Genomic DNA, 25,293 nt, shown 5'->3' with positions numbered 1-25,293 from the left:
AAGCCCCCTTTAAGTTTCGCGCACGTCACGAATTTGATTGCGCAATTCGTGGACAAGATCGGTGAACGGTTGGGTAAAGGTGGTTTCCTGATCCCGTGGACGGGGCAGGGTGTTTTCACGTTCCACCAAAATCTTGCCCGGGCGTTTGCTCATCACATAAATCGTGTCGGCAAGGTAGGCCGCCTCACGCAGGTCATGGGTGACCAGAATAACGGTAAACGGCTTGATCATCCAAAGGTTCTGCAAAATGTCCCACAGCTCTTCACGGGTGAAGGCATCAAGGGCACCGAACGGTTCATCAAGCATCAAAAGATCGGGTTCGTGGATCAGTGACCGGCACAGCGATGCGCGTTGTTGCATGCCGCCTGAAAGCTCCCACGGATATTTGTCTTCGTGGCCCTCAAGGCCAACGGTCGCTAAAAGCTTGCGCGCACGTTCCTCGTATTCGGCGCGATGCTTGCGCAGGCGGTGGCGGTGCGGCTTGACGATTTCCATCGGCAGCAAGACGTTATCAAGCGTTGTGCGCCATGGCAGAAGTGTGGGGTTCTGAAACGCCATGCCAACGATCTTGAGCGGCCCGGTGACTTCCTGATCATCAACGATGACAGACCCTTCAGAAGGGGGCATCAGGCCCGAAACCAGTTTCAGCAAAGAAGATTTGCCGCAGCCTGATGGCCCGACAACAGCGATGAATTCGCCTTTTTTGATCTTCATGTTGGTGGTTTCAAGCGCCAGCTCATCGTCTTCGCTATAGCGAAGCTTGACGTTATTAAGTTCGACGAAGCTCTTCGACACTGCGGTTGGTCCCCCTGCCTGTCCGTTTCGGATTTTTGTTCTTGATCGGGCGAAAATGATCCGGGGCGGATTGACCGCCCCGGATATCAAGATGACTTACTTGATTTTGCGGTCTTCTGCGCCGGGCATGAATATGTCGGTGAAGACATCGCCAACAGTTGGTTTGTTTTCAAAACCGAATGCCAGTGCTACCTGATCGATGGCCTTTGCCATGCGGTCGGTCTTTACAAGGCCCATGCCGTTTTCGATGGTGTCCGGGGTGACGACATTTTCATCAATCGCCATCTGCAGGCGCTGCAATTCAAGGTCGGGGTTGATCAGCGGGTCAACTTCCTTCAGCGCCGCGATCGCCGAAGCAGGATCAGCAATCGCTGCACGCCAGCCTTTGACAACACCGCGCAAGAAGCCGCGCAGTTCTTCTGCGTGGTTTTCCATCATGTCCGGCGATGCCAGAAGGCCATTGCCATAAAAGTCCATGCCGTAATCCTTATACATGAAAACGGTCAGGTCATCCTTGGCAAGGCCTTGTGCCTGCAGGTTCAGGATCGAGGTGAAATAGTGACCGGAAATCGCATCCACATCACCGCGCACCAGCATTGGTTCACGCAGCGGCGGGTCCATGCTTTCCCAGGTTACCGCATCCAACTCCAGACCAGTTGCCGATGCAAAGGCCGGATACAGCTTGCGTGACGCATCAAAGACCGGTGCGCCAAGGGTTTTGCCAACCAGATCTTCTGGCTTGGTGATGCCGGAATCCTTTTTCATGAACAGCGCGAAAGGCGGGCGGTCATAGACCATGAAGATCGACTTCATGGCACGATCAGGGTTCGATGCGTTGAATTCGACAAGCGAGTTGATGTCGGCAAGTGAGACATCGTAGGCGCCACTGGCAACGCGCGTGATCGCACCGACCGAACCATTGCCCGAGTCAATCGTCACATCAAGGCCTTCTTCCTCGAAGTAGCCGTTCTTCTTGGCCAGAAGATACGGCGCGGCCGGACCTTCAAATTTCCAGTCGAGCGAAAATTTGATCGCCATTTCTGCCATGGCTGCTTGTGCGCCAAGGGCAACGGCCGCACCAACTGCGGCACCTAAAAGTCGGTTTGTAAGCTTGGTCATGTTTAAAGAAGCCTCCTGATTTCGGACTGTATTTACAATCCGGCCACCGATTATAATTCAATGCGCAGTTAGCAATGGTCGTGCCATCTGGCTGATGCGCCCGCTTTGTCGCGGTTTTGCAATCTTCGCCGAGCAGAGTAGAGGTGTTTACTATTTGGTCAATGGGTTAAATTGATCAAAAATTATACAGATAATCTTGATAATCGCCCATTTGGCATTCTTTATCTGGCAAAACTCTTGCGTGACGCGCCCGTTTTGGGCATATGGCGGTCATGCTTACACAATCAATCAAACGTTTCTATAAAAAGGCCGAAGCCAGTGCCGATGACAGCGGGGCTGGCTGGCGTGTGCTTCTGGATGGTCGTGCGGTGAAAACCCCGGCAAAGGCCGACTTTGTGCTGCCGTCAGACGTGCTGGCAGGCGAAATTGCCCGTGAATGGGATGCCCAGGGCGAGAAAATCCAGCCTTCGACCATGCCGATCATGCAGCTTGCAGCGACCGCCATTGACCGTGTGCGGCCAAACCGCTCCGTCGTTGTTGCTGAACTGACTGGCTATGGTCGGTCTGATCTGTTGTGCTATCGCGCATCCTTCCCCGAAGACCTGATCGAACGTCAGGCCAAGGCATGGCAGCCGCTACTTGATTGGGCCGAACGCGACCTTGGTGTTGCGCTGCTGGTGACCGAAGGCGTTATGCCCGTCACCCAGGACGAACAATCGCTGCTGCGTTTGCAGGAACATATCGACGCATTCGACGATTATTACCTGACCGCCCTTCACAGCCTGACAACGATATCAGGGTCCGTAGTCATCGGGCTTGCCGTCATGAAGCAGCATATCAGTGCCGAGAAGGCATTTGAATGCGCCATGCTTGATGAAGAATATTCGATGGAAAAATGGGGCAAGGACGACGAGGCGCTGGCGCGTCGTGAACGTCACAAGGCAGAGTTGCTTGCAGCAGCACGGTATCTTGGCTTGCTTGGCTGATAATCGTCGAGTGTCAGAGGTATCGAGATTTTGCAAAAAGGGGCAGGAAACTGCTCCTTTTTTGTTTTGGGAATGCCGTTCCCTTCAAAAGACGAGTTATATCTCTGCTACCTTGGAATAATATGAGCAATTGTATCCTTTGTTTTTCAATTGCTTGGCCAATCGTTTTGTCCGGCCCGCATTTTCACTTGTCGAAACTGCTTTGCATGCGATTACAATTCCGCTAAACATATTATACTAATGTATTGTGTGTTTATAGATATCGTATAGTGATTCCCAGTCAATTGTCGTGACGTGTTGCAAAAGCAGCTTGTCGCATCGCAAGATGAATCAAGGCGTAAAATGCGTAAAGCTGCAAAGTATCAACCCGATCTGGCAGAAGAACTCACGGCGACTATGGTTTTAAGGGGCATGTCTGACGACACTGCCAACGAAGCTTTTGCCGATGATGTCGCACCGCTAGAGCCTGCATCGCTTGCGAACATGGCTTCGACTGCAGGCAGTCGTTATGAGCGATTGCTTGGTGCCGTGGCCGAAGGTGTTGTTGTGCATGACGCGACGGGCGCAGTTGTTGAGTTTAACCCGGCCGCGCTTCGAATACTGGCACTCAGTGCAGAAGAACTTACCGGCGTCAGACCAATTGATCCGTGCTGGAGCTGTGTGCGCAGTGATGGGTCGCCTTTCCCGGGGGGAGAACACCCTGCTGCTGTCGTGTTGGCGACAAAACAACGCCAGTATGGCGTGGTTATGGGGGTCAATCGTCCCGACGGCGACCTTGCCTGGATCCGCATCAATGCAGAACCTTTGTTTGACGAGAAAACTGGTGCGTTTGACGGGGTTATTGTGTCCTTTGCCGACATCACCAAAATCAAACAGGCTGAAGTCGCGCTGAACGAGCGTGAAATGCTCTATCGACGGATGTTCAAGAACACCACGGCTGTTAACTTGCTGATTGATCCGCAAGATGGCCGGATTGTCGACGCCAGTGACGCTGCCGTGGCCTTCTATGATTTTCCTGATAATGATCTGATCGGGCGCAGCATCCTTGATCTCAATGTAAAGGGCGGTACCCCTGTCAGGAAAAACATTGATGCCGTGCTTGAAAACGGCACTGCATCCTTTACCGTCCGCCATCGGCTGGGCAATGGGGGTATTCGCGATATCCTGATCCATTCCTGCCTGCTCGAACTGCAGGAACGCAAACTTATCCATTCGACCAATTTTGATATTACCGAACGCAAGGCCTTCGAACAGCAACTGACCGATGCCAATCAGAAACTTGCAGAAGAACGTCGGCGTCTGAATGAAATCATCTGGGGCACCAACGCCGGAACGTGGGAATGGAATGTGCAAACCGGGGAAACCCGCTTTAACGAACGCTGGGCGGAAATTATTGGCTATTCCCTTGCAGAGATTGCGCCAACCAGCATCGAAACATGGACGGCATATTGCCATCCGGATGATCTGGGCGCATCAAATGAGCGCCTGCAACGCGTCTTTGATAGGCAAGATGACTACTACGAATGTGAATGCCGGATGCGCCACAAGGACGGGCATTGGGTCTGGGTGCTTGATCGCGGCATGGTCGTGCAATGGGATGAGGATGGCAAACCCCTGCGCATGTCCGGAACCCATACCGATGTTACACCCTCCAAAACGATTGAAACCGAAATTCGCCGCCTTGCACAGACCGACCAATTGACAGGTCTGTCCAACCGGCATCACTTCAACACGATGCTGTCCCAAATTCTGCGAATGAACCAGCGGTCCAAGAAAAAAATCGTATTGTTGTTGCTTGACCTCGATCGTTTCAAAAAGGTCAACGATACATTCGGTCATCCGGTGGGGGACAAGCTTTTGGTGCGTGTTGCCGACATCCTCAAAGCCAATTGTCGCGATGCCGATGTGGTTGCGCGGCTGGGCGGGGATGAGTTTGCAGTGGTGTTGCCATTGATTGATGATGTCACCAAGGCCGCCATTCCCGCAAAGCGGATCATTGATGAAATCTCAAAACCGCACATGATTGATGGCATCGAGGTTCACGTCGGTGTCAGTATTGGCATTTCGACCTGTCGCAACCGCGAAAGCAATTCTGAAATAATATACCGGGATGCAGACAAGGCGCTCTACCGCGCCAAAAACTGCGGTCGTAATCGATATTGCTATTACGCCGAAGGCGAGGTCGTGGAATGCGGGGCCCTTGCACCGGAACTATGTGGGCGCTTTAACGCAAAACCATGCAAATAGCGCCCCGGCCGCGATGGCAATCTGAATGGGGGCGGTTTCTTACTGCATCCAGCGCGCAATCATTTTGTGTTGAACGCTCGCCTGTGCTGCGACCCGGTAATAAGACAGTAACTCCCGCATGGGCGATGACATCCGGTCAAACCCGGAAATAAACGCCACAATAATCCCCACCGATGTCTGGCCTTCGATCACCAGATACCCGCCGATAAACAATACGCAAACCGGTGCAAGTGCATTCAGGAAGTTCACCAGCGACTTCATCGCGAACTTGAACAAAAACAATCGCATCCGATTGTCAAACAGGCCCGATATGCCGTCATTGATCGGGCGCAAAAGATCATCATCCTGATCCTCGGGGGACAGTTCGGACAGGTCATCGCTGACCGCGCGCATCTTTTCAACCCGTGCCTCGATCAGGGCGTTGATGCGTTTTTGAATGACCGGCACCAGGGCCACCTGCGGGATCAGGGCCGCAACCCCGATCAATCCGATCATCGGTTCAACACTGATCATATAGCCCAGGCCAAAGATCAACATGCCGCTATTGACGACGGGCTGTGACAGGCCATCGCCAACGAACCCGCCCAGCTTTTCTATCTCCGACCCGATGATCGAAACCGCGCGTCCGTTGCTTTCATTGCCGTCCCCGGTCTGATTGTGTGCATGCAGGCGCGACAGATGTTTACGGTTATATTGGATCGCACTTTCGCTGAGCCACCCTTCATACATGCGCAGCACGAATTTGATCACCCCATGCGCAACAATCAGCCCCAGATAAAGCGCGGCCAGTGTCATCAGAAGGTCAAGATTCTGCGGGGTGATGGCGTCATCGACAATCCGGCGTTGCAGTTCGATCGGCGCAATGCCAAGGGCAGCAACAATCACTGCCAGACCACAAACGACAACCTGATGCCAGCCGCTCATGCGCCAGATATACCCCCAAAGCGAGGATGCCGGGCGATCATCACCAGTACGTTCGGGGGTGCGTGGGGCCAATTTCATCATGATGCTCAAATGGTTGTGGCGATATGGCGTTTGTGGTTCGGGTCGTAAAAATTCATGCGGCAGTGGTTGGTTTCTTAATTGTATCAATAACGCAACGCACCCCGCGCCCAATTGATCCGCAAGCGCTACGGTTGTGCAAGGTCGCTAGACTTTAGTTCATTCTATCTGCATATGACGCAATGACGTTAGGGAAATCAGGCCTTTAAGGCTTATTCTGGGGGAGTCTTGGAACTGTAAAAATAATTGGCATTCCAGTACCGAATAATGCTATTTCATTCTCAGGACGCGCACATTGGGCGAAATGTGCCAAACGGCCGATCACAGCGAGGAAACCCAACATGCAAGATATTGTCGCCAAACTCGAAGCGAAGCGCGCTGAAGCTGCCATGGGCGGTGGTCAGCGGCGCATTGATAATCAGCACAAAAAAGGCAAGCTCACCGCGCGCGAACGCCTGGATGTGTTGCTTGATGAAGGCTCCTTCGAAGAATGGGACATGTTTGTCGAACATGATTGTGTTGATTTCGGCATGACCGAAAACCGCATTCCCGGTGATGGTGTCGTCACCGGCCACGGCACAATCAATGGCCGTCTGGTGTTTGTCTTCTCGCAAGATTTCACCGTTTTCGGCGGCGCACTTTCAGGCGCACACGCCCGCAAGATCGGCAAGATCATGGATCAGGCGATGAAGGTCGGCGCACCGGTGATCGGGATCAATGATTCGGGCGGGGCGCGCATTCAGGAAGGTGTCGAAAGTCTGGCTGGTTATGCCGATGTGTTTCAACGCAATGTCGAGGCCTCCGGCGTCATTCCGCAGATTTCGCTGATCATGGGGCCTTGTGCCGGTGGCGCAGTCTATAGCCCGGCCATGACCGACTTCATCTTCATGGTCAAGGACAGCTCCTATATGTTCGTGACCGGTCCTGACGTGGTCAAAACCGTGACCCACGAAGAAGTCACCCACGAACAGCTGGGCGGGGCATCGACCCACACCAGCGTTTCCGGTGTTGCTGACCTGGCCTTTGACAATGATGTCGATCTGCTGTTGCAGACACGCCGCTTCATGGATTTCCTGCCACTGTGTAACAAGGAAGACCCGCCCGCACATCTGTGCGAGGATTCCATTACGCGTGATGATTTCTCGCTCGATACCCTGGTGCCAGAAAATCCCAACATGCCCTATGACATGAAGGAACTGATCACCAAGGTCGTGGACGAGGGCGACTTCTTTGAAGTGCAGCCAGATTACGCCAAAAACATCATTATCGGCATGGCGCGCATGGATGGCCGCACCGTTGGTGTCGTCGCCAACCAACCGATGGTGCTGGCCGGTTGCCTTGATATCGACAGTTCCAAAAAGGCCGCGCGCTTTGTGCGTTTCTGTGATGCCTATAACATTCCGATTGTCACCTTTGTTGATGTGCCGGGCTTCATGCCGGGCACCGCACAGGAATATGGCGGCATCATCAAACATGGTGCCAAACTGCTTTACGCCTATGCCGAGGCCACCGTGCCCAAGGTCACCGTGATCACGCGCAAGGCCTACGGTGGGGCCTATGATGTGATGGCGTCCAAACATCTGCGCGGTGATGTCAACTATGCCTGGCCGACCGCCGAAATTGCGGTGATGGGGCCCAAGGGCGCTGTGGAAATCATCTTCCGGGCGGATATGAACGATCCGGCAAAGATCGAAGCCCGCACCGAAGAATATCGCGAAAAATTCGCCAACCCGTTTGTCGCGGGCCGCAAGGGATTCATTGATGATGTCATCATGCCGCACGGCACACGCCGCCGCGTTTGCAAGGCGCTTGGCATGCTGCGCAACAAGGACATCAAGAACCCTGAAAAGAAACACGGCAACATTCCGTTGTAAGCCGCCAAGACAAATTGGGAGATACAAAAATGTTTAGCAAAATCCTGATTGCCAACCGCGGTGAAATTGCCTGCCGTGTGATCAAATCAGCCAAGAAAATGGGCATTAAGACCGTTGCGGTCTATTCCGATGCCGACAAGGCCGCCCTTCATGTCCAGATGGCCGACGAGGCCGTTCATATCGGTCCGGCGCCGTCGAATCAGTCCTACCTGATCATTGAAAACATCATCGCGGCCTGTAAATCCACCGGGGCCGAGGCCGTCCATCCGGGCTATGGCTTCCTGTCGGAAAATCAGGCCTTCGCCAAGGCCCTTGATGCCGCTGGTATTGCCTTCATCGGCCCGCCGAATGGTGCGATTGCCGCCATGGGCGACAAGATCACCTCAAAAAAGATTGCCGCTGATGCGGGTGTTTCGACCGTTCCGGGCTATATGGGCGTGATCAAGGATACCGACGAGGCGGTCAAGATCGCCAACGATATCGGCTATCCGGTGATGCTCAAAGCATCCGCTGGCGGTGGCGGCAAGGGCATGCGCATTGCGCGCAATGACGCCGAATGCCGCGAAGGGTTCGAACGTGCTACGTCAGAAGCCGCAAGCTCCTTTGGCGATGACCGTGTCTTTGTTGAAAAATTCGTCGAAGAACCGCGCCACATCGAAATTCAGGTGCTGGCCGACAAGCACGGTAACGCGATCTATCTTGGCGAACGCGAATGCTCCATTCAGCGCCGTCATCAAAAGGTCGTTGAAGAAGCCCCATCCCCCTTTATCGATCCCGAAACGCGTAAGGCGATGGGCGAACAGGCCGTGGCACTGGCGCGTGCGGTTGATTATTGCTCGGCGGGCACCGTGGAATTTATTGTCGATAAGGACAAGAACTTCTACTTCCTTGAAATGAACACCCGCCTGCAGGTCGAACACCCGGTGACTGAACTTGTCACCGGCCAGGATCTTGTCGAATGGATGATCAAGATCGCCGATGGCGAGAAACTGACCCTTAAGCAGGATGACGTCAAACTCACCGGCTGGGCAATGGAAACCCGCATCTATGCCGAAGACCCGTTCCGCGAATTCCTGCCATCAACCGGGCGTTTGGTGCGTTATCAGCCGCCAGAAGAATCAGATACCGTGCGTGTTGATACCGGCGTCTATGAAGGCGGCGAAATTTCGATGTTCTATGACCCGATGGTCGCGAAATTGATCACCTATGGCGAAACCCGCGATCAGGCGATTGGTGAAATGCGGCGCGCCCTTGATGCCTATTACATTCGCGGCATCTCGCACAATATCCCGTTTTTGGCGGCTGTCATGGCCAACAAGCGTTTTCAGGATGGCAACATCACCACCAACTTCATCGCCGAAGAATACCCCGATGGTTTCTCGGCCGATGATCTGCCAAATGATGATCCATCAACCCTGATCGTGGTCGCGGCTTATCTCAATCAGCGTTACGTCGAACGCAATTCCGGCATCACCGGCCAGGTCAGCGACCATCCGCTGGAAATATCCGAAAGCTGGGTGGCGGTATGTGGCGATGAGCATACCCCGTTTGATATCGAGTTTGATGGTGTTAACGGCGATTACATTGTCGCCATCGGTGATCGCAGCTATGGCGTGGTCTCGGACTGGAAAATCGGCGATCCGATGTTTGTCGGTGAAATCGACGGGGCGCCGGTCTGTGTGCAGATCGACCTTGAAGGGGTCGGTTTCCGCCTGTCGGCCAATGGCATTCAGCGCAGCTTCAAGGTGATGCTGCCGCGTGTCGCCGAATTGCAAAAACTGATGCCGTTCAAGGCCCCGCCGGATATGTCGAACTTCCTGCTTTCGCCCATGCCGGGCTTGCTGGTCAAGGTCTCGGTCGAAGAAGGCCAGACCGTCCAGCCGGGCGAGGAGCTTTGCATCCTTGAAGCCATGAAAATGGAAAACGTCCTTAAATGCGAAAGCAAAGGCGTGGTCAAAAAAATCCACGCCGAACAGGGTGCAAACCTCTCGGTTGATGCCATCATCATCGAGTTCGAAAAAGACGAATGATTATCTGCCTTGATGCAGGATGACCTGAAAATAAACGGGGGCGTGATCCATTCACGCCCCTTGTTCTTTTAGGGGCTTTGTCACGCGGTGACGGGCCCTAAAGGGCATTATCCTGTGCAAGGATCTTGGCCAGGCGTTTTGCCCCGGCGGTTGCCTGATCACCATAAAGCGGCCAGCTTTGCGTGAGGCCATCAAGAATGATCGAAATTTCGACTTCTGCACCGTCAAGCCCGGTGATTTGGGCGGTTTTGGCAGCGACATCGTTTTTGTTTTTTTCAAGCAATGCCCGCAAGGCCTGATCGTCGGGGGCCGCAGCAACTGCGGCATGAAACAGGCAGCCATGTGATGCTTCGGTCCGCATCCAGACTGCGATCCGATCAATAATGTCGTTAAACGCAGCGCCACCACGGGGCGTCAAACCATCAAACAACATGGTCATATACCGCTGGTGGCGGTGTTCAAGGGCCGCTTGCATCATCTCGCTACGCGATGGGACGTATTTATAAAGCGTCCGCAGACTGACATCCGCTGCATCACGCAGGTCATCCACACTGGGATTGGCAAATCCGTCGGTCGCAAAGGCGCGTTCCAGACCGGCGGCAATCTTGTCCATGGTGTTTGGTTTGCTTGTCATGCTTGACGAAGTAGAACATTTCCTTTACCTCCGCAAGTAGAACAACCGTTTTACCTGTATTTGGCCCAAGGAGATTCTGATGACCGAACTGCCCGAAACGATGCATGGCATGGTATTGACAGGTCATGGTGGTCTGGAACGTCTTGAATGGCGCGAAGACCTGCCGGTGTCGAAACCGGCCAAGGGCGAGGTGCTTATTCGCGTTGGTGCGGCATCGGTCAACAATACCGATATCAACACCCGCATCGGCTGGTATTCAAAATCCGTGCGGGGGGATACCCAGTCCGGTGCAGTCACCGGATTTGATGACAAGGCATCCAAAGACGGCAGCTGGAGCGGTACACCCTTGCAATTCCCGCGCATTCAGGGTGCTGATTGCGCAGGTGAAATTGTTGCTGTCGGCGAAGGTGTGTCGGAAGGCCGCCTTGGAGAGCGCGTCATGGTCCGGACCCTGCAGCCGCGTGAAACCGAAGATGGTGCCTTTTACACCTTGACGCTCGGCTCTGAACAGGATGGCGCTTTTGCCCAGTTTATGGCCACCAATGCCAGCGATGCCATCACCGTGAATTCCCTGCTTTCGGATGTAGAGCTGGCCTCTTTCCCCTGTGCCTTTTCCACTGCCGAAGGCATGATCCAGCGTGTTTCGCTGGGGGCGGAACGTGTTTTGATCACCGGCGCGTCAGGCGGTGTTGGCTCGGCTGCGATCCAGCTTGCCAAGCGTCGCGGTGCGCATGTAACGGCAGTGACCAGCCCGGAAAAATCGGCCGAGGTCAAGGCCCTTGGCGCAGATGATACTCTGGGCCGCAATGACGGTATCCCGGCGCAGTCCTTTGATGTCATCATCGATCTGGTCGGTGGTCCGCGCTGGCCCGACCTGATCGAAGGGCTGCGGGTTGGTGGTCGTTACGTTACCGCTGGTGCGATTGCCGGGCCGATTGTCGAACTGGATCTCAGGACCTTGTATCTGCGGGATTTGTCCTTCTATGGCTGCTGCTATCAGCCGGCAAATGTATTTACCGATCTTGTGCGTTATATCGAAAAGGGCGAAATCAGACCGGTAATTGCGGAAACCTATGCTCTGCGTGATCTTCACGCTGCACAGGAACGCTTCCTTGCCAAATCATTCATCGGCAAGATCGGCATTCAGGTTGCGGATTGAATTTTTTGACGTGACGGCAAAATCTGCGGCACCGGTGATGTTTCTTGCCGGTGCCGTTTTGTGTCTGGTCGATGGTGATCATATTTCAACCCCTTTCGAACGATGGTCACGCATATTAAATACAAAGAACGGGGCTTTACGGCAGGTTTGCGCTGCAATAAGCTCATTGATCGAGGCTGTAATTCCCGTTGAATGAAGCCATCCAATAACAAGAAACGAGGCGTGAATATGTACAAACTGATTGCTTTTGATGGCGACGATACCCTGTGGCACAACGAGCCGCTTTTCCGTCAGGCCCATATCGAACTGCGCGAAATGCTGGGCCATTACGTTGATCCCGAACAGGTTGATGATCGTCTCTATCAGGCCGAACTGGCCAACCTTTCCATCTATGGTTATGGCGTGACGGGCTTTACGCTTTCGATGATCGAAACCGCGATCGAGCTTTCTGATCGTAAAATCAGCGCCGAGGACATCCACAAACTGGCCGAAATCGGCAAATCCATGCTGCGTGCGCCGACCCGGATCATTGACGGGGCAGAAGCCGTGCTAAAGCGCTATGCCAAAGATCCGAACTACAAGGTTGTTCTGATCACCAAGGGCGATTTGATTGCCCAGCAGCTCAAGATCGACCGTTCCGGGTTCGAAGATCTGTTTGACGGGATTGAAATCGTCTCGGAAAAGGATCCGCTGACCTATCGCAACATCTTTGGCCGTTATGGTGTTGAGCCCGAACAGGCTGTGATGATCGGCAATTCGATGAAGTCTGATATTCTGCCGGTCCTTGCGTGCGGTGGTGCTGCGATCCACATTCCTTATGAAATCACCTGGGTCCATGAAATGGTCGATCAGACAGAAATCGACAACGTAAATGTCGAGACCGCTGAAACCATCTCCGATGTGCCCGGGATTATCGAAAAACTTGAACAGCGCAACACCGCCGGGAGTATGGAACATGTCTGATTGTGCCGGTTCGGAAATGTCGACCGAGGCCGTTCTGGCCAATGGTCCGGCCGCCGACCTTGATCCGCAAACCAAACTCGAACTCGAAGCGGCTGCCTTTCGCGGGTTGGTCATGCATTTGCAGGATCGCACGGACGTTCAGAATATCGATCTGATGAACCTTGCCGGGTTCTGCCGCAACTGCCTGTCGAAATGGTATCTGGCAGCCGCCCGTGAAAAAGGTGTCGCCATGGATTATGATGGGGCACGCGAAGTGGTTTACGGCATGACCTATGACGCATGGAAAAACACCCATCAGGCACCGGCATCCGAAGAACAGAAACAGAAGTTTCAGGATACAGCCCACCTGCATGCCAAAATTCCGGGTGCGAAGTAAAAGGCGGTTTAAAACCACTTTCGCCGATATATGCCCGGACGGAAGGAGGCCCAATCATGACCGATACAAGCCCTGATCCATCAACCGGGGCAGGCAACATATCCGTTCATGCCCGGATCGAAGGCCGGGTGCAGGGGGTGTGGTATCGTGCCTGGACGGTAGAAGAGGCCCGCAAGCGGGATCTGACAGGATGGGTGCGCAATCGATCAGATGGCTCGGTCGAAGCCGTCTTTTGCGGGCCGGTCAAGGTAGTTCAATCCATGATCGATGCCTGCCACGAAGGCCCAACGCATGCGCGGGTGGATCGTATTCACGAAGAACCCGCCCTTGAAGACGGGTTTGCGTCCTTTGAAAAGCGCCCGACAGCTTGATCTGGGCGGCGTAAATCGGTGGTCCGCGCATTGATTGGCGGCTTTGTCATAATGCTTTCATAAGCCTTTTTCACAGTGATGGGTGAAAAAGGCTTTTTCTTTACCGCAACGCAGTGGCATTCTACTGCGATCTTGTCTGCTTGGTCAGTAACCGGGTGGTCGGGAAATCAACAGGGAGAATATAAGATGACTTCTTTTGCGAAATCATTCGGCGTGGCTGCCATTGTCGCGACCAGCGCCCTTTGTGCATTTGGTGCACAGGCGCAGGAACCGGCACAGAATGACGGCCTTAACGGCACGTTGTGGCTGCAGACTTCGGTTGAATACAAAACGACCGCCATGTCTGTCTTTGCCGGGGCAACCCGTCTTCTTGATGCCGCCATTGGCGATCATAGCTGGACTGCGGCCCTTGAGCAGGACGGCAACTATATGGCCAAACCACCGGCTGTTATCCTTGATGTCGATGAGACGGTTCTTGATAACTCCGCCTATCAGGCATGGGTTGTCACTGAAAGCACCCATTACAGCTCCAAAACATGGGCGAAATTCGTTCATGACATGATTTCCACCCCGACACCGGGCGCGCTGGAATTCACCAAGGCGGCTGCGGCCCGTGGTGTTGAAATCTTCTATGTCTCCAACCGCAAGGCACCGCAAGAAGCCCCGACCATCGAAAACCTTCAGAAATACGGTTTCCCCTATGCTGATGCAGAACACGTCATGCTGCGCGGCGAGGTCGAAGAATGGGGCTCGAACAAAACCCCGCGCCGTGCGGCCGTAACTGAAGATTACCGCGTGATCATGCAGTTTGGTGACAACTTCGGTGACTTCACCGATGAAATTGATGGCACCGTCGAAGAACGCCTCGACGTCATGGAAAAATATGGCAACTACTGGGGTGAACGCTGGTTCATGCTGCCGAACCCAAGCTACGGCTCCTGGGAGTCCGCAGCCTTTGGGGGCGATTGGGGCAAGTCGGGCGACGAACGCCGTCAGGACAAGCTCAACGCCATGACCCCGTGGGCCGGTCCGGGCGAATAAGCTTTCTGCTGCTGTTATCTTACGGGCACCCATCATGCGGGTGCCCGTTTGCTTTTTCGGCCTAATATTCTGCCGTCGTCAGAAAGACGATAAGACGATAAAACGATAACAGGTGTTCAGACGACCTTGCCGGGATTAAGCCTGCCATCTGGATCAAGTGCGTCCTTGATCGTGCGCAGAAGCGTCATCTTTTCCGCGCTGGCATAATGGGCCAATTCACCCCGTTTAAGCTGACCAATGCCGTGTTCCGCACTGATTGACCCGCCAAGATCGACGACAATGTCGTGAATGACGGTGTTCAAGCTTTCCCACTGTGCCAGATATCCGGCTTTGTTGGCCGTGGCAGGCTGGCTGAAGTTGAAATGAATATTGCCATCACCAACATGTCCGAACGGGCAGGGGCGAATGCCGGGAATAAGCGCATCTGCTGCTGCCATGCCGCGCTTTAACAGTTTTGGTATGGTCGATACCGGTACGGACACATCATGCTTGATCGACCCGCCTTCAAAGCCTTGCGCTTCGGGGATGCCTTCGCGGATCGCCCACAGGTTTTTGCGCTGTGCCTCGGACTGGGCGATTGTGGCATCAGTTGCAAGGCCGATCTCAACAGCCTGGCTCAGCAAGTCGACCAAAAGCGTTTGCAAATCATCATTCGGGCGTGACGATGTCAGTTCAATCAACACATGCCAGTTGGTTTTGGTCGCAAGCGGGCGCATCAGGCCCGGAAGATATGTGACCGAAAGATCATGGGCAAAGTTGCTCATAAGCTCAAAGGCGGAAATACCATCGCCCGTATGACGGCGCGCCAGTGCCAGCAGATCAATCGCGCATTCGGGTGACGCCACCGCAAGCCATGCGGTGGCGGTGTGCAGGGGACGGGCAAACAGTTTCAGCGTCGCTTTGGTAATGATGCCAAGCGTGCCTTCCGCGCCAATGAACAGATCGCGCAGATCATAACCGGTATTGTCTTTGCGCAGTTTCGATAACCCGTTCCAGATGCTGCCATCTGGCAAAACAACCTCAAGCCCCAAGCACAAATCCCGTGCCGTACCATAGCGGATCACATTCAATCCCCCCGCATTGGTCGCAAGGTTCCCGCCAATCTGACAGGTTCCCTCTGCACCAAGCGACAAGGGAAAAAGTAAATCCTTCTTCTCGGCGGCTTCCTGAATGGTTTGCAAGATTGCACCGGCCTCGACCGTTGCCGTGAAGTCGCGGGGATCAATCTCGATCACCCGGTTCATGCGTTTCAGGTTGATCAAAACCTGTTTGTCTTCGGCAACTGCTCCGCCGCATCGGCCGGTATTGCCGCCTTGCGGCACGACGGCGACATCATGTTTGGCGCAAATGCCAACTGCTTTGGAAACTTCATGTGTGCTGGCGGGAAACAGGATCAGTTCCGCCTTGCCGTCAAACTTGCCGCGTGCTTCCGCATTATGGCTGCTTAAAACATCCCCATCCATGCTCCAGCCTTTCGGCCCCAACAGGTCTTTTAATTCTGTAATCGCGGCATCGGGCAGACTTGACATGGGTTGGGTCCTGACGACCGTTACGGGGACGGGTGGGGGCTGCGCGGGGCAGCCGCACGTTTCATGCGGTCATTGATTGCCATGCCCAATCCGTGATCGGGGATCGGGGCGATGGCAATGCCATCAAAGTGTTTCTGGTCGGCTTCATGAAGCTTGGCAAACAGGTTGGCTGCGGCTTCGATGTCATCACCGGATTTCGACAGCCACAAGACCGCATCAAATCCCTTGGTGTTGCAATCGCCAAATGCCAGCAAAATCTCATGGCCGAATGTCGCATGATCAGCAGTTTTCGCATCCAGCCGCACCGGCAAACCCGGCGCATAATGGCTGGTCAGCATGCCTGGGCTTTTGGGGGCGGTGTCATCACTTTCGGCCATGACGACTTCACAGTCCAGAACTTCTGCGACCTGTTCGGCCGTAATGCCGCCGGGGCGCAGCATCACCACCCGTTCTGTCGTGAGGTCAATCACCGTGCTTTCAAGTCCGACACCACACGGCCCGCCATCCAAGATCATGCCGATATCATCGCCCAGCGAATGGGCCACATGGCCTGCCGTGGTCGGGCTGATCCGCCCGGACCGGTTGGCCGAAGGGGCGGCAACCGGTCGCCCGACAGATCGCAACAATTCACGTGCCATCGGATGGGCGGGGACGCGAACGGCAATGCTCGGAAGCCCGGCGGTGACAAGTTCACACACCGTGCTGTCTTCACGGCGCGGCAGCACAAGTGTCAGCGCACCGGGCCAGAATGCATCTGCCAGTTTATCGGCACGCGCATCAAAAACCGCATGTTGGGCCGCAGAATCCCGGTCGGGGAAGTGACTGATCAGGGGGTTAAAGCTTGGGCGCTTCTTGGCGGCATAAATGCCTGCCACCGCATCGGCGTTGGTCGCATCCGCGCCCAGCCCGTAAACTGTCTCGGTCGGAAAGGCCACCAACTCGCCCGCACGCAGCTTTCCCGCCGCCTGACTAAGGGCACCTTCGGAATAGGGACGAATGGTAAGGGCTGGCGACATGCAATGTTCCGCGAAAAGATATACTACTCAAATACCTAGCGATGATGCAGTGCCATGACAAGGAAGAAGGGCCTGCATTGTGTGTATGGCAGGCAAAAAACAATAGCATGATTGGATGGCATATGCCCCAAACAGCGCAGCGCCGCCATACAGAATGGCGGCGCCAATTTACGCTCTAGCCCTGCCTCGCCCTGCAGTGGTGAAACAAGACCGCGTCGCCGTGATTCCGGCGGCTATTTACGTCACCTACACGTTGTGTGGCGATGAATTATGTCTACGCGAAAACATCCCCAAAGTCAAGAAAACTGCGGGGTGTGGCGGGGTTTTGGCATTGTCGGAAACATGCGGCTTGCCCATGCTGCATCGCGCAAAAGACAAGCCGCTGATCGTGCTCTGAAATTCGGTTCTGATCCCGCTCTGCGAAGGGTTATGCTTCGTATTTCACAGGGACGCTCGGGCTGCGTGCGATGAAGAACGGGTTGCGGAAATCGGCCTTGCCGTAAAGGAATCGGGAACCATCCATATTTTCAACCACACCGCCTGCGGCTTTCAAAACCGCATGCCCAGCCCCGATGTCCCATTCCATGGTCGGGCCGAGCCTGGGATACAGGTCCGCTTCACCGGCTGCGACCAGGCAAAGCTTAAGCGAACTTCCCGCCGGGCGCAGTTCCTTGACCGCAAGATCGCCCAGAAACGCCTTCATCGCTTCGGGATCGCCGTGCGAACGGGATCCGACCACGACAACGCCATCTTCGGGCATCTCGCGCACGGTGATCTGGGTGGCTTTCGGGTCCATAACGTCGCCTTCGATCAGCTTCGCGCCATCCGGGCCACCGTAATAAAGCTTGTCGATTGCCGGGGCATAAACCACGCCCAGCACGGGCTGGCCCTTGGCGATCAGGGCAACATTGACGGTGAACTCGCCATTGCGCTTGATAAACTCCTTGGTGCCATCCAGCGGATCGACCAGCCAGAAAAAGTCGGTTTCGCCATCTACATCGGGCACATCGCCCTTGGCTGCACTTTCCTCGGACACGATTTTAACATCGGGGGTCAGCGCACGAAGACCGGGCAGGATCACGGCTTCTGCCGCGTCATCGGCCTCGGTCACCGGGCTGGCATCGTCCTTGGACCGCACCTCAAAATCGGTCTGATAGATTTCCATCATCGCCGCCCCGGCCTTGCGGGCAATCTCGATCAATCCGTTTTCAAGTGCTTGGGCATCAGCAGGCAGGGCAATGGTCATCGGGGAACTCTTATGTTGGCGTGAAATCTGTAAGGTGCTGAGATACCTTGGACATAGGCAATTATACGCCCAAGGTCCAGTCCGGCTTGGCGGTGATGACAAATTTTAACTCTGCTTGCCAAGCCGCTCGGTCATGACATCCTTAAGGGCGGTCATCATATCGGTGCTGAGCTGATCGGGGGTGACGACTACAGCGGGCTTTACCGGTGTCGGGCAGATGCCGGCATGAATATCCTCTGCCCGCCATTGCACCATCAGGCTTTCCATCAGTTCCACCAGGGTCACGGCCGTTGGCACATGATCGCTCTGAATGCTTGCGCCAAAGCTTTGCGCATCATTGCTGCGCGCAAACAGCGGGCAGAATTTCTGCCCTGTTTCCGTGGTATGGAGCAACCAGCCATTATGATAAAGCGCCCAAACGCCTTCCCATTCGGCAACTTCCCTGATGAAAGCGACGTAGCGGTCATCATCGCGCCCGTGCGTCGCGCCGTTGTCTGCGGATGTTGTTGCCATTGTTGCTGTTACCCTTTGGGTTGCCAGAACCCGGTCGGGTTCAGGTCTTTTGAAGAAACGCCGCGTGTAATAAAGCGTTCCGCACGCAGGCTATCAGACCAGTAATCCATCGCAAGTCCCGCCTTGCGCTTAAGATGGGCAAGGAAATCCGCAGGATCAGGCAATTGATCCCAAACTTGCGGCAGGAACAATCCCCGCCGTTTGCCATCCGACAGGATAATTCCGTCTTCAAACGGCGTCAGCCTGTTAATCAAATCGGCCTGATTGTTAAATCCAAACGGCTGCGGTGGGGACAGAACCGAAATTGAAAGTTCCAGATCATCATTGATCTCAGCGCCCGACAGCCCGGCAAAGCGCGGGTCGCGAAAGGCTGCCTTGAACGCATTTTCACACAGATCATTGCCCAGATCGGTATGCGCGATGATCGATCCGATGCAGCCACGCAACTGCCCGGATTTCTTAAGCGTCACAAAACTCGCCCCCGGTGCGCAAAGTGCCGTGCTCATTTCAGTGGGCGACACCCGAAGCGGCGCGCCGGCTTCGATCCCATGCAGGATCGCCCGCCGACACAGATCAAGCATTTCTGCCCCGTGATCGGCAATAAGCTGTTCGGTCGGCCCGGTGAAGTCATTAAAATCGTCTTCGCTGTAATCGGTCATCGGTTGGTCTGACCCTTCATACACCGCCCATGCGCCGTATCCGACCACACGGGCCTTGTCCCCGGTCACATCACCGGAATTGCGCATGCCAAGTGTTTTGATCGTCATTTTGCGCGCCCGCGCCGATACCAACATGCCCGACACTGGCAAGGCACCGCAGGCATCATTGGTATCAATGTTTTCCGCCTCACATTGCTCGATCATCGTGCGCGTGCGGTCATCCATGCGCCTGGCGGTGTCATAATCATGGAAATGCGACAGATCGGATGAAATGACAATCAAGGTTTCCGACCCGCCCCAAAGCTTTTCAATCACCTCATTTACCTGACGCGGGCTGCACCGGCTGACCAGAAGCGGCACAATGCCGATATCGGCGTTCTCGCCAAACAGGCGCTGGATAAACGGCAATTCGATCTCAAGCCCGTGTTCAAGCTTGTGTGCCTCATCCAGCATCTGAACCTGTGGCAGCGCCAGCGCAGTTTGAAGGGCCGGCAAATCACAACGCATATTCCCCAACGGTGTCGCAAACTGATCGGCGCGCGCCAAGGCAATCCCCTGAAACGCCATGCGGTGTGCCGGGCCAACAATCACAATGCGTTTGACGGTATCTTTCAACGCCCGCACCGTTGCAAAGCCAAGGGCAGCAATCGCGCCCGAAAACATCAACCCCGCATGCGGCACAATGATCGCCTTGGGGATGCTATCATTGGCAATCACATCGGAATGCAGGGCCGCATCAATCAGCCCGTCAATCTCGCTGCGCAAGAGATCGGCATCAGACGGATAAAACGTTCCGGCAACGGCAGGGGGGCGGATGATGCTCATTTGCGCTCCAATCGCATGACTTCCTTTAAAAAGATAGCGATCAGGACTAGGTTTTCAAAGAGGAAGCTTTGCCAAAAGAAAGCCCATGCCATGAATATGACCACACCAGAGGTCGATACAGTCCCCGGACGCTACTGGCACCATCTTGAGGATGGCCGCATTCAGTGCGATGTCTGCCCGCGCTTTTGCAAGCTGAAAGACGGGCAGCGGGGCTTGTGTTTTGTCCGCGCCCGCCAAGGCGATCAGATGGTGCTGACCACATGGGGCCGGTCCTCGGGGTTCTGCATTGATCCGATTGAAAAGAAACCGCTTAATCACTTCTTGCCCGGCACCCCGATCCTGTCGTTTGGCACGGCGGGCTGTAATCTGACGTGTAAGTTCTGCCAGAATTACGAGATTTCCAAGGCGCGCGAGATGGACAAGCTTTCATCATTGGCGACCCCTGAAATGATCGCCGAAACTGCCAAGGCCCATGGCTGCTCGGCCGTCGCCTTTACCTATAATGATCCGGTGATCTTCCTTGAATATGCCGTCGATGTGGCGCAGGCCTGCCGTGAAATGGGCATTCGCACCGTCGCGGTCACCGCCGGTTACATTGGCGATAAGGCCCGCGAGGAATTTTTCCGCCACATGGATGCGGCCAATGTTGATCTGAAGGGTTTCACGGATCGCTTTTATCATCAGCTGTGCTCAGCCCATCTGGATGATGTGCTTGAGACGCTTAAATACCTCAAACATGAAACCGGTGTGTGGTTTGAGCTCACCAATCTTGTCATCCCCGGCGAAAACGATGGCAATGCGGAGTTCGAGGAAATGACAAACTGGGTGGTCAATGAACTTGGTCCCGATGTGCCCATGCATTTCACCGCCTTTCACCCGGACTGGAAAATGATGGATCATCCGCGCACCCCGGCCGAAACGCTGGTGCGGGCGCGCAAGATCGCCCTGCAAAATGGTGTGCGCTATGCCTATGTCGGCAACGTGCATGACAAATCACATAGCAGCACCTTTTGCCATGGCTGCGGCGAAATCCTGATCGGGCGCGACTGGTATCAGCTTTCCGACTGGAACCTTGATGCCCATGGGGCGTGCAAAAGCTGCGGCACCCATTGTGCCGGTGTGTTTCGCGCAACGCCGGGCACATGGGGACCAAAACGCCAACCGGTGCGCTTGATGGCCGGGAAATGAATAGTCACAACCAATAATCTTTCAGGAAGGACGCTCTCCATGGAAATCAAACGCGCCGGGTCGCAGGCCTCAACCGTCGCCTCGCCGGAATATTTCACCGGGCAGGTCCGTATCGAGCCGATCATCAGTGCCGCTGACCCCGCACGGGTGGCCGCGGCCAATGTCACGTTTGAGCCGGGTGCACGCACCACCTGGCACACCCATCCGCTGGGCCAGACACTAATCGTCACCGCCGGATTTGGCCGGGTGCAACGCGAAGGCGGGCCTGTTGAGGAAATCCGCCCCGGCGATATCGTCTGGTTTGACCCGGGTGAAAAGCACTGGCACGGCGCTGGCCCCGAAACCGCCATGACCCATATCGCCATTCAGGAAAAGCTCAATGGCTCGCCGGTCGATTGGCTCGAACCCGTGAGTGATGCGGATTATCTCGGGGGGTAAGCCCGCGGACCTGACATACCCGACCAATGCCGTCATTCCGGGCGGAGCGAAGCGCAGACCCGGAATCCACTGTGCGGTGGTGCGGAACTGGGCCCCCGCACCCGCCTTCGCGGGCACAGGCTCTGCGCGGGCACGACAGTGTTGCCGGTGCGCGTCCACCCGAAGCCGTGTCGATTTCGCTGGCACTATGGCGTCATATCGCTAAATTGCCGCCAAGTTTGACGCGGTTGGATAGAAAGCAAACGCAGTGGCCGGATTGAAAATCAGAAAAGCCCGCTTGGGCGATGTCGGGGCAATTTTTGCCATCCGAAGCCGTGTCCGCGAAAACCATCTTTCCGCCTCCGAACTTGCCGAACGCGGCATCACCAAGGCGGCCTTTGGCAAATGGCTGGAACAGGGCTATGGCATCTGGCTTGCCGATCTGGATGGTTCGGCCGCCGGTTTCGCGATTGCCATCCCAAGGGAAGCCACCCTTTGGGCGCTGTTCGTCGATCCGGAATTTGAAGGACGCGGGGTCGGGGCAGCTTTGCTGCGGACCGCCGAAGACTGGCTGTTTGCCCAAGGATGCAATGACATCTCGCTGACCACCGGGGCCAACGCGCAAAACCGCGCGCATGGCTTTTATGAAAGCCATGGCTGGCATTCCACGGGTGATATCGAAAACGACGAGATGGAATACATAAAATCCAACCCGTCACTTTCGCTGTTTGATTTTGGCTAAGTACGTGCCGGTCAGGCGGCCTGTGCACTGCTGTCTTGCTTGGCGATCCGTTTGAGGATCCGCCGCACATTCGGGCCGATCATCAGAACGCCGGGGAATGCAATCACCCAGGACGACACATAAGCGCCCATCCACAATTCAAAAAACTTCGACCAGTCGGAAATCGCAATTGACGTCGCGATGCCCGAAATCAGAAACGACGGGATACCCGAAAGCAGGAATGCAAAGGCAACGTGCTCCAGGCGGCGGGGAATAAAAGGCTGCATGGGCTTTTCTTCCGATAATGCGAAAACTATACCATAAAATTATGATGTAATGTTTTGGCCTGCAAGTCTCTGCGCAATGTCAATTTGCCGTGTCAGAAAGATCAGATGTCATGACTGCAAGCTGGGCGCATCGCGTTCTTTTTCAACGATAAGCCTTTTCAAGCGCGTTATTCACGCTAGATTAGGAGGCAGTATTCAATGACGCAGGTGCTTCTTATAAGGCCTGCGCGCCCCGAAACATGACAGGAGTCCTGTTCACCATGAAGATCACGTTTTCCGATCTCGCCATCCCGTCCAGCGGTGCCGTTATCGCCTTTGCAACCGAAGGTGCCGATCTGATGCCAAGTGCCGTCGCACTTGACGAAGCAACCGGTGGCGCGATCACCAAGGCGATCAAGGCGTCGACCTTCAAGGGCAAGTCGGGCCAGAGCCTGCAGGTGCTGGCACCGGCCAATGTCGATCTGTCGCGGGTGATCATTTTCGGGATCGGCAAGGAAGCCGAGTTTGACGTGATTGCTGCCCAGAAGCTTGGCGGTTCGGTCGCGGTACGTGCGCTTTCGACCGGTGAAAAGGAACTTTCCGTTCTGTTTGACATGGAAGGTCTGGCGTCTGATTTCGCAACCGGTGCGATGCTGCGTGATTATCGCTTTGATAAATATCGCACGACCGAGACCAAGGACGACAAGCCGGTCTTAAAGGCATTGAAAATTGCCGCCCACGATCACAAGGACGCCAAAAAGCAGTTTGATTCTGCCAAAAAGGTTGTCGAAGGCGTGTTCTTCACCCGTGATCTGGTGTCCGAACCGGCCAATGTTCTTTATCCCGAAAGCTTTACCAAGGAAGTCGCAGCCCTTGAGAAGCTCGGGGTCGAGATCGATGTCCTTGATGAAAAGGAAATGAAAAAACTGGGCATGGGCGCACTTTTGGGCGTTGCCATGGGATCGGCCCAGAAACCGGCGATGGTTGTCATGCGCTGGAACGGTGGCAAGAAAAAAGACGCGCCCGTCGCCTTTGTCGGCAAGGGTGTGACCTTTGATACCGGTGGGATCTCGCTCAAACCTGCGGGCGGCATGGAAGACATGAAGTTCGATATGGGCGGGGCCGGTGTTGTTTCCGGCCTGATGAAGGCGCTGGCTGGCCGCAAGGCGAAATGCAACGTGATTGGCGTGATTGGTCTGGTTGAAAACATGCCGTCCTCGACCGCACAGCGTCCGGGGGATGTCGTGACCTCCATGTCAGGTCAGACGATTGAAGTCATCAATACCGACGCCGAAGGCCGTCTGGTTCTGTGCGATGCCCTGACCTATGTGCAGGAAAAACACGATCCGCGTTTGATTGTGGACCTCGCAACCCTGACCGGGGCTGTTATCATCGCGCTTGGCCATGAAAATGCCGGTCTGTTTTCCAACAACGATGATCTCGCCACTCAGATCAGCACCGCAGGCCTTTCGGTCGATGAAGGTGTATGGCGCTTGCCGCTGGGGTCCGGCTATGACAAGCAGCTTAAATCAGACATCGCCGACATGAAAAATGTGGGTGGTCGTGCGGCTGGTTCAATCACGGCGGCCCAGTTCCTCCAACGCTTTATCACCAAGGATCGTCCGTGGGCACATCTTGATATTGCCGCCATGGCCTGGTCGACGTCTGACAAGGAAGTCACCCCGAAGGGTGCTACCGGCTTTGGCGTGCGTCTGCTTGATCGCTTTGTCGCGGACAACTACGAAAACTGATCGCGTTCACCGGAATGACGGTGTTGAAATATATGGGGCAGGGTGTTGATCACCTTGCCCCGTTTTCATGTTCGGGCTAAAACCGCCTTATGGCTGATATTTGGTTCTATCATCTCACCAGCATGCCGCTGGAACGCGCACTCCCGACATTGCTCTCCAAAACGCTGGAGCGCGAAAAGCGTGCCGTCGTGATGGCCGGCACCGATCAGCGCGTTGATGCCATCAATACCCTGCTGTGGACTTATGAACCTGCAAGCTGGCTGCCGCACGGATCAAAATCCGATGGCGATGCGCAAATGCAGCCAGTCTGGCTGACGACCGAGGATGAAAACCTCAACGGGGCACAGTTCCTGTTTCTGACCGACCGCGCCATGAGCGACAAGGTCGCTGACTATGAACGCGTCATCATGCTGTTTGATGACCGCGATCATGATGCCGTGGCCGAAGCCCGGACCCGCTGGAAAGACTGGAAAGACGCCGGACACAAACTGTCCTACTGGCAGCAATCCCCGCAAGGCGCGTGGGAGAAAAAAGCCGAAAGCTGAACTCTTTTGCTTCGGTTTCA

The 25,293-nt window shown here is 55.1% G+C and carries 25 protein-coding genes; 15 read left to right on the top strand and 10 right to left on the bottom strand.

What is annotated here, in order from left to right; genetic code table 11:
- Positions 1-9: 9 nt before the first annotated feature.
- Positions 10-795, bottom strand: coding sequence for an ABC transporter ATP-binding protein (locus JF44_RS0101375; protein ID WP_033067155.1), 786 nt, complete (start codon positions 793-795; stop codon positions 10-12).
- A 96-nt stretch (positions 796-891) separates the two neighbouring features.
- A complete protein-coding gene (locus JF44_RS0101370) occupies positions 892-1,914 on the bottom strand; it encodes an ABC transporter substrate-binding protein (protein ID WP_033067154.1) in 1,023 nt (340 codons plus the stop codon).
- 272 nt (positions 1,915-2,186) lie between these two features.
- Here JF44_RS0101370 and JF44_RS0101365 point away from each other — a divergent pair, with 272 nt between their 5' ends.
- Together JF44_RS0101365 and JF44_RS19780 are read left to right on the top strand one after the other, a co-directional pair.
- Positions 2,187-2,900 carry an ATP12 family chaperone protein gene (locus JF44_RS0101365; RefSeq protein WP_033067216.1) on the top strand — a complete coding sequence of 238 codons (714 nt, stop codon included), beginning with the start codon at positions 2,187-2,189 and terminating at the stop codon, positions 2,898-2,900.
- A gap of 342 nt (positions 2,901-3,242) precedes the next feature.
- Positions 3,243-5,147 (top strand): sensor domain-containing protein, encoded by a 1,905-nt coding sequence (locus JF44_RS19780; RefSeq protein WP_156111553.1) that lies wholly within the window; start codon positions 3,243-3,245, stop codon positions 5,145-5,147.
- Between the two features lie 39 nt (positions 5,148-5,186).
- Here JF44_RS19780 and JF44_RS0101355 read toward each other — a convergent pair whose 3' ends face one another.
- A complete protein-coding gene (locus JF44_RS0101355; RefSeq protein ID WP_238318346.1) occupies positions 5,187-6,149 on the bottom strand; it encodes an ABC transporter ATP-binding protein in 963 nt (320 codons plus the stop codon).
- Positions 6,150-6,490: 341 nt separating this feature from the next.
- Here JF44_RS0101355 and JF44_RS0101350 point away from each other — a divergent pair, with 341 nt between their 5' ends.
- Positions 6,491-8,023 (top strand): acyl-CoA carboxylase subunit beta, encoded by a 1,533-nt coding sequence (locus JF44_RS0101350; protein ID WP_033067152.1) that lies wholly within the window; start codon positions 6,491-6,493, stop codon positions 8,021-8,023.
- Positions 8,024-8,052: 29 nt separating this feature from the next.
- Complete coding sequence (gene accC, locus JF44_RS0101345; RefSeq protein WP_033067151.1) at positions 8,053-10,053, top strand: acetyl-CoA carboxylase biotin carboxylase subunit; 2,001 nt, start codon at positions 8,053-8,055, stop codon at positions 10,051-10,053.
- A 97-nt stretch (positions 10,054-10,150) separates the two neighbouring features.
- Here the strand turns inward: accC and JF44_RS0101340 are convergent, their stop codons facing one another.
- Positions 10,151-10,666: a TetR/AcrR family transcriptional regulator gene (locus tag JF44_RS0101340; RefSeq protein ID WP_202901465.1), complete on the bottom strand. Its 516-nt coding sequence runs from the start codon at positions 10,664-10,666 to the stop codon at positions 10,151-10,153.
- 100 nt (positions 10,667-10,766) lie between these two features.
- Between JF44_RS0101340 and JF44_RS0101335 the strand changes: the two genes are divergently transcribed.
- From JF44_RS0101335 to JF44_RS0101310, 5 genes are all read left to right on the top strand, one after another.
- A complete protein-coding gene (locus tag JF44_RS0101335; protein ID WP_033067149.1) occupies positions 10,767-11,846 on the top strand; it encodes an alcohol dehydrogenase family protein in 1,080 nt (359 codons plus the stop codon).
- Between the two features lie 228 nt (positions 11,847-12,074).
- A complete protein-coding gene (locus JF44_RS0101325) occupies positions 12,075-12,809 on the top strand; it encodes an HAD family hydrolase (protein WP_033067214.1) in 735 nt (244 codons plus the stop codon).
- The gene (locus JF44_RS0101320) at positions 12,802-13,185 is read left to right on the top strand and encodes a DUF1244 domain-containing protein (protein WP_202901464.1); all 384 of its coding nucleotides are present in this window, start codon (positions 12,802-12,804) and stop codon (positions 13,183-13,185) included. Before JF44_RS0101325 ends, JF44_RS0101320 begins: the two co-directional genes overlap by 8 nt.
- Positions 13,186-13,241: 56 nt before the next feature.
- Entirely contained in the window at positions 13,242-13,556 is a 315-nt protein-coding gene (locus tag JF44_RS0101315) for an acylphosphatase (RefSeq protein WP_033067147.1), read from the top strand.
- Between the two features lie 186 nt (positions 13,557-13,742).
- The gene (locus JF44_RS0101310) at positions 13,743-14,597 is read left to right on the top strand and encodes a 5'-nucleotidase, lipoprotein e(P4) family (RefSeq protein ID WP_033067212.1); all 855 of its coding nucleotides are present in this window, start codon (positions 13,743-13,745) and stop codon (positions 14,595-14,597) included.
- A gap of 116 nt (positions 14,598-14,713) precedes the next feature.
- Here JF44_RS0101310 and JF44_RS0101305 read toward each other — a convergent pair whose 3' ends face one another.
- Complete coding sequence (locus JF44_RS0101305) at positions 14,714-16,126, bottom strand: FAD-binding oxidoreductase (protein ID WP_033067146.1); 1,413 nt, start codon at positions 16,124-16,126, stop codon at positions 14,714-14,716.
- Positions 16,127-16,146: 20 nt separating this feature from the next.
- Complete coding sequence (locus JF44_RS0101300) at positions 16,147-17,142, bottom strand: L-threonylcarbamoyladenylate synthase (RefSeq protein ID WP_033067145.1); 996 nt, start codon at positions 17,140-17,142, stop codon at positions 16,147-16,149.
- 115 nt (positions 17,143-17,257) lie between these two features.
- Between JF44_RS0101300 and JF44_RS0101295 the strand changes: the two genes are divergently transcribed.
- Entirely contained in the window at positions 17,258-17,539 is a 282-nt protein-coding gene (locus JF44_RS0101295) for a hypothetical protein (protein WP_033067144.1), read from the top strand.
- 30 nt (positions 17,540-17,569) lie between these two features.
- Here the strand turns inward: JF44_RS0101295 and cysQ are convergent, their stop codons facing one another.
- The 3 genes from cysQ to amrB all read right to left on the bottom strand — a co-directional run bounded on the left by cysQ (position 17,570) and on the right by amrB (position 20,385).
- Positions 17,570-18,388, bottom strand: a complete 819-nt coding sequence (gene cysQ / locus JF44_RS0101290; RefSeq protein ID WP_033067143.1) for a 3'(2'),5'-bisphosphate nucleotidase CysQ — start codon at positions 18,386-18,388, stop codon at positions 17,570-17,572.
- A 105-nt stretch (positions 18,389-18,493) separates the two neighbouring features.
- Positions 18,494-18,901, bottom strand: a complete 408-nt coding sequence (locus JF44_RS0101285; RefSeq protein ID WP_033067142.1) for a DUF2750 domain-containing protein — start codon at positions 18,899-18,901, stop codon at positions 18,494-18,496.
- A gap of 8 nt (positions 18,902-18,909) precedes the next feature.
- Positions 18,910-20,385 (bottom strand): AmmeMemoRadiSam system protein B, encoded by a 1,476-nt coding sequence (gene amrB, locus JF44_RS0101280; RefSeq protein WP_033067141.1) that lies wholly within the window; start codon positions 20,383-20,385, stop codon positions 18,910-18,912.
- A 90-nt stretch (positions 20,386-20,475) separates the two neighbouring features.
- Between amrB and amrS the strand changes: the two genes are divergently transcribed.
- The 3 genes from amrS (at position 20,476) to JF44_RS0101265 (ending at position 22,732) form a co-directional block, all read left to right on the top strand.
- Positions 20,476-21,573, top strand: a complete 1,098-nt coding sequence (gene amrS / locus JF44_RS0101275; RefSeq protein WP_033067140.1) for an AmmeMemoRadiSam system radical SAM enzyme — start codon at positions 20,476-20,478, stop codon at positions 21,571-21,573.
- A 39-nt stretch (positions 21,574-21,612) separates the two neighbouring features.
- Positions 21,613-22,011 (top strand): (R)-mandelonitrile lyase, encoded by a 399-nt coding sequence (locus JF44_RS0101270; RefSeq protein WP_033067139.1) that lies wholly within the window; start codon positions 21,613-21,615, stop codon positions 22,009-22,011.
- Between the two features lie 256 nt (positions 22,012-22,267).
- Complete coding sequence (locus JF44_RS0101265; protein WP_033067211.1) at positions 22,268-22,732, top strand: GNAT family N-acetyltransferase; 465 nt, start codon at positions 22,268-22,270, stop codon at positions 22,730-22,732.
- A gap of 11 nt (positions 22,733-22,743) precedes the next feature.
- Here JF44_RS0101265 and JF44_RS0101260 read toward each other — a convergent pair whose 3' ends face one another.
- Positions 22,744-22,998, bottom strand: coding sequence for a DUF2798 domain-containing protein (locus tag JF44_RS0101260; protein WP_052065334.1), 255 nt, complete (start codon positions 22,996-22,998; stop codon positions 22,744-22,746).
- Positions 22,999-23,258: 260 nt separating this feature from the next.
- Between JF44_RS0101260 and JF44_RS0101255 the strand changes: the two genes are divergently transcribed.
- Together JF44_RS0101255 and JF44_RS0101250 are read left to right on the top strand one after the other, a co-directional pair.
- A complete protein-coding gene (locus JF44_RS0101255) occupies positions 23,259-24,728 on the top strand; it encodes a leucyl aminopeptidase (protein ID WP_033067209.1) in 1,470 nt (489 codons plus the stop codon).
- 89 nt (positions 24,729-24,817) lie between these two features.
- Complete coding sequence (locus JF44_RS0101250) at positions 24,818-25,273, top strand: DNA polymerase III subunit chi (RefSeq protein ID WP_033067138.1); 456 nt, start codon at positions 24,818-24,820, stop codon at positions 25,271-25,273.
- The last annotated feature ends 20 nt before the right edge of the window (positions 25,274-25,293 follow it).

Source organism: Thalassospira australica (genome assembly GCF_000763295.1).
GTDB classification, from domain to species: Bacteria; Pseudomonadota; Alphaproteobacteria; order Rhodospirillales; family Thalassospiraceae; genus Thalassospira; species Thalassospira australica.
Note: the sequence above shows the minus strand (reverse complement) of the source record. Positions and strands in the feature narration are given on the sequence as shown.